This is a genomic window from Paenisporosarcina sp. TG20 (assembly GCF_000286315.1).
In the GTDB taxonomy this organism is placed as follows: Bacteria; Bacillota; Bacilli; order Bacillales_A; family Planococcaceae; genus Paenisporosarcina.
Genome location: NZ_ALJG01000134.1, coordinates 1 through 4,857, shown reverse-complemented (window position 1 = coordinate 4,857; position 4,857 = coordinate 1). Strand labels below are relative to the sequence as shown.

General features: G+C 34.7%; 4 protein-coding genes. 2 read left to right on the top strand and 2 right to left on the bottom strand.

Annotated features, from left to right (window positions below):
- Positions 1–736: 736 nt before the first annotated feature.
- Positions 737–1,558, bottom strand: a complete 822-nt coding sequence (locus B371_RS0101485; RefSeq protein ID WP_019412554.1) for a Ku protein — start codon at positions 1,556–1,558, stop codon at positions 737–739.
- Positions 1,559–1,677: 119 nt separating this feature from the next.
- On the opposite strand from B371_RS0101485, the gene B371_RS0101480 reads away from it, so the two are divergent.
- Both B371_RS0101480 and B371_RS0101475 read left to right on the top strand, forming a co-directional pair.
- The gene (locus tag B371_RS0101480) at positions 1,678–3,504 is read left to right on the top strand and encodes a DNA ligase D (RefSeq protein ID WP_019412553.1); all 1,827 of its coding nucleotides are present in this window, start codon (positions 1,678–1,680) and stop codon (positions 3,502–3,504) included.
- Positions 3,505–3,557: 53 nt separating this feature from the next.
- Positions 3,558–3,782, top strand: coding sequence for a hypothetical protein (locus B371_RS0101475; protein WP_019412552.1), 225 nt, complete (start codon positions 3,558–3,560; stop codon positions 3,780–3,782).
- A 350-nt stretch (positions 3,783–4,132) separates the two neighbouring features.
- Here the strand turns inward: B371_RS0101475 and B371_RS21045 are convergent.
- Positions 4,133–4,857, bottom strand: a 725-nt coding sequence (locus tag B371_RS21045) for a vanadium-dependent haloperoxidase (RefSeq protein WP_019412551.1), incomplete at its 5' end; no start/stop codon positions are given.

Genomic DNA, 4,857 nt, shown 5'->3' with positions numbered 1-4,857 from the left:
TTAGCTTGATGACATTGGGGTCTTACCTGGCCACGCTTATCCCGCTGGAGTCGCCGCCTTTCACTACAATCATTCACCTGTTTATAAATCAACAGTCATATAAAGAAAAGCTTTTAAAAAAATCAAATTTGTCCTATCTTGTAAAATGAAAGTAACCACACCTCACGCCTGGCCTGCATTTAGAAAAGACAATTTCTCATGTGCAATCCAAAGATTACTAATTAAGAATATTTCACTGAACAAAGTTCACTTCTACTGAGAGGGAACTTGCGTTTCTAAAAAAGGAAATAACGACTTCAAATTAATAGAATTAGCGATTCGACTCGACCCTTCAATCTATGGACACATAGTATTTTTACTTTGGGTTGATGAGAGAATAGACACTGGTTTTATAGAGAGAGGCACCCGAAGATACAATATCGTTCTTGTTCTTTATTTTTAAGGTTGGATAGTTTTTTAAGCAATCTTTGCGTCGCCATACTGTCAACTTCCAATATAGAAGAAACAATGTTCTTCAAGTAAAGGATTCACAGCACGGAACTCACTAGCGGGATTAGCGAGAGTATCACCAAAGATAGTCTGTTTTAGATTGTTAGTCTCCGTATACTAAAAACACCATGAACACGTGGTTCATGGCACTCTAAATTTATATATTTTCTTATCTTTTATTAGAAAAGCTCCCAAAAAGGAGCCATGTTAAAGTTTTAAATTAAATGAACATCCATAATTTTATGCATTAAGAGGTTTTTGCTGCTTTCTTTCTTGGGGTAGGCTTTTTCTTCTTGGTTTTATCTAGTGACGCTTGAAGAGCTGACATTAAGTCTGTCACATTGGAAGGAGCAACAGGTTGTTTCTCGCTAACAGATACTGTGTTATTACCCAATTTCTTCTCTTCAATTAACTCCAATAAGGCGGTACGGTAGTCATCCGTATATTTCTCAGGCTCAAAGGTAGTAGTTAATTGGTCAACTAACATAAGGGCAGTTTCGAGTTCCTTTTTAACAATCACGGGTTCACTCGGTATATTTGGTACATCTTTAGCAAGTCTTACTTCATCTGGGAAATGTATGGTTTCCATTACTAGCGTCTCTTCGTAAACACGAACAATTGCTAATTGTTCTTTTGAACGTATGACGATTTTAGCCACGCCGATTTTGCCAGACTCCATAAGTGCTTTTCTCAAAAGAGAGTAAGCTTTTCCACCGCCAGTGTCGGGTGCCAAGAAATAACTACGTTCAAAGTAGATGGGATCAATCTCTTCCAGTTTTACAAAGTCGATTATTTCAACTGACTTATCTTCATTTTCTTTTTTTAATTTCTCGAGTTCTTCATTATCCAGCACAACAAACTTATTTTTTGAATACTCGTATGCTTTAACAATATCCTCACTTTTAACCTCTTTTTTACACCCCTCACAAACCTTTTGATAATTAATTGGTGTATGACATTCTTTATGAAGTTGTCGTAATTTAATATCTTTATTTTCAGTTGCGGTATGAAGCTTCACTGGAATATTAACAAGTCCAAAGCTAATACTTCCTTTCCAAACTGTATGCATTTGTTGTCACCTACTTTTTCTTTTTCTTCTTACTATGCAATATTTTCTTCATTTTTATGTATCAAGATTGAGAAATGATCAAAAGATAAGGTACAAAACAAGCGAAAGTAGGCTAAAAATTGAAGCCAATGCTTTTAACTGCAACAACAGATATTCCTTCAGGGAAAAACTGGCTATACGAAGCTAAATACGATGGATTTCGCTGTATATTAGAATGGGAAAAAGATGTACCTATTCTGAGGAGTAGAAATGGAAATGTCCTTAATCAAATGTTTCCAGAAATTCTTTTTTTCTGTCATACAATTTTGCAAAGAGTTCGCCCTTACTTACCTTTATATCTAGATGGTGAGTTGGTTATCTTAATAAATAATTTCCAAAGTAATTTTTCTATTGTTCAATTAAGAGGTAGGATGCGTAATGAAAATGTGATTAGTAAACATGTTCAACAATTTCCATGTCATTACGTTGTATTTGACCTTCTTTTTTATAAGGGGGAGAGTCAAACTGAGCTATCTATCTCAAAACGTAAAAAGAAACTACAAAAACTTTTTCAAACCATAACTCTTCCTATTTCAATTAATGTTGAAGATATAAATAGGATTCAAGCAATAGATGTATTTATAAATCACGAACAATTATGGAATAAAGTAGTTGTTAATAATGGCGAAGGAATTGTTGCCAAACAATTAACCAGTAGTTGGAACAGTGGGAAAAGATCAACTAATTGGTTGAAAATCAAAAACTGGAGATATGTCACGGTCATTCTGACTAAATACAACAAGAGTAATGGATACTTTCATGGGGCCGTTTATCAGTATGAATCATTAATTGAAATTGTTAACTTTCGTCATGGTCTTACAGTTGAGGAGTTAGAAACCTTAATCACATTATTTAAAAATAATGGAACGAAAGTATCGGAAAATATTTGGGAATTAGATCCATCCATTTGTGTTGATATAGCATGTATTAGCTTCGATGAAAAGCATTTAAGAGAACCGAGGTTCCATTCCTTTAATTTTCAGAAGGACCCAATGGACTGTCACTGGCAGCATATGGAGAAACAATTAGTTCCACTTCCTCAAAACGTTCAAATCACACATCCTGAAAAGCCCATTTGGCCATTAATTAATATTCAAAAGGATGATTACTTGTTTTATTTGCAACAAATAGCACCTTATATTTTGCCTTTTTTACGAAATCGACTTCTAACAGTTATCCGTTTTCCTCATGGTGTTGAGGGGGAAAAGTTTTACCAAAAGAATGCTCCTGATTATATTCCTGATTTTATTTCAACTAAGCAAGAGGATGATATTCGATACATTATGTGCAATGATATTGAATCCTTAGTATGGCTTGGGAACCAACTTGCGCTAGAGTTTCATGTCCCTTTTCAAACGATTAGTAGTAATAAGCCTACTGAAATAGTATTTGACCTAGACCCACCTTCAGTAAATGAATTTCCTATCGCCATAGAGGCCGCCCAAAGGATGAAAGCTATTTTCGACCAATTCGAACTCCAGTCATTTGTGAAAACTTCTGGTGGGAAAGGTCTACAAGTTTATATCCCTTTACCTTTAAACACTTTTTCTTATGAAGAAACACGGATTTTTACTAAATTTGTTTGTGATTTTTTATGTGAACAGGAACCCCAATGGTTTACAACAGAGAGATTAAAAAAGAACCGCCATAACAAGTTGTACTTAGATTACGTTCAACATAGTGAAGGGAAAACGATTATAGCGCCATATTCTCCTAGGGGAAACGAAAAAGGATTAATAGCGACTCCATTAAACTGGGATGAATTAACCAGATCACTTAAACCAGACTTGTTTTCAATCCCGGCAGTTTTAGAACGTATAAAAAAACAAGGTAATCCATTCCGAGACTTCCGATATGTAACAGAAGGGCAAAAGTTTGAGAATGTCCTTAAGCAATTAATGGATTAGCAAATAATTTATGTTTGGACAATAAAAATTATATATAGAAAGGGATGAAGGTAGTGGAAATCGAAAATCCAATGGTAACAGGTGAGGGATTACCCAGTGATCCGCAACAAGCGGTAGCAGTGTTTTCATGTGATTATTGTAATGGTGAAATTTTTGAAGGAGACTCTTATATCGTGTATGAGGAGTTAATCTTTTGTGATAGCGATCATCTTGGAGAACACTTAGTAAAACATGACATGGCAAAGGAATTGATAGCTGAGTCAGAGGGGTTTCATTAAAACAATAGGATGATGTTTGTCATTGCTAAAAGTAAGCAGGAGCTACATGTAATGAAATAAGATATATGATTATTACAATAAAAAAACTCCTAAAAATTATTTTTTAGGAGTTTAAATTGAATTTTCTTTAATGAAATTGGAAAACTAAAAGGAAATCAAAAAAGACTTTTCAACTGACATGTTAAATGTTATGAATTCCATGATTTCTTATAGTAATCAAATAGATAAGGAAATTGTGAGAGTTCTCAAGACACAATAATCAGAAACAAATTACTTGAAAATTCATCTTAAAAGAAAATCGTTTTATGGATAAAAGGCTCTTTATTTAAGAAGAGCCTTTTAATAGAGGTTTATAAATATAATATTGGTTTGGGTACTTGATTGATCTGGGTTTTGTTTGTTCTAGTTTTCTCAGTATCCACAACAAGGGACGTACATGTTTTGGGAAACTCGAAGGGGATGAATTGTTGGTAGTTGTCCGGGAAGATTTCCGAACTACGGAAATCTCTAAAAGGATGATCAATAGGTTTTAAATCCTTACTATTTTGTGTTTTCAGGTGTTGGACAATCATTGATCCAATATATCTTCCTAATTTGAGTCCTTCATCATTGTCAGAAGGGAAATGTACACCTGCGTACAAACGACTAACAGCATTGTCATTAGCTATTTTTTGGAGCTTGGTTGCTTCTTTCGGGAAAAAATAACTTAGCACCACCTGTGTACATCCTGACATGGTGGCGTGACCGGACGGATAGGATGGAAAACGTGGTGTACAAAGCAAAGTCTTCATCTTTTGATTATATTGATTGGGCCTTGCAACATTCCATCGGTATTTTAAATCCCATACAATTATCATTATGTCATTAATTGCAGCCTGTACAGTAGCAAGTATTCGTGCAGATTCTGTTGGACCTACTCCATAGGTATCAATTAAACGATCAATAACTGGTGTCCACTGTTTGGTCGGGGCACCTGTTCCATAATATATACCAATCTTTTTTTGATCATTGGTAAGTTTCTTTATTGTACTTTGTACGATGGGTAACTCCTTATCCCGACTTTCGGCAGTTTTTG

Bases quoted from the DNA above. Each gene is read 5' to 3' on its own strand.
- B371_RS0101485 (WP_019412554.1), bottom strand. From the start codon at position 1,558: ATGCATACAGTTTGGAAAGGAAGTATTAGCTTTGGACTTGTTAATATT.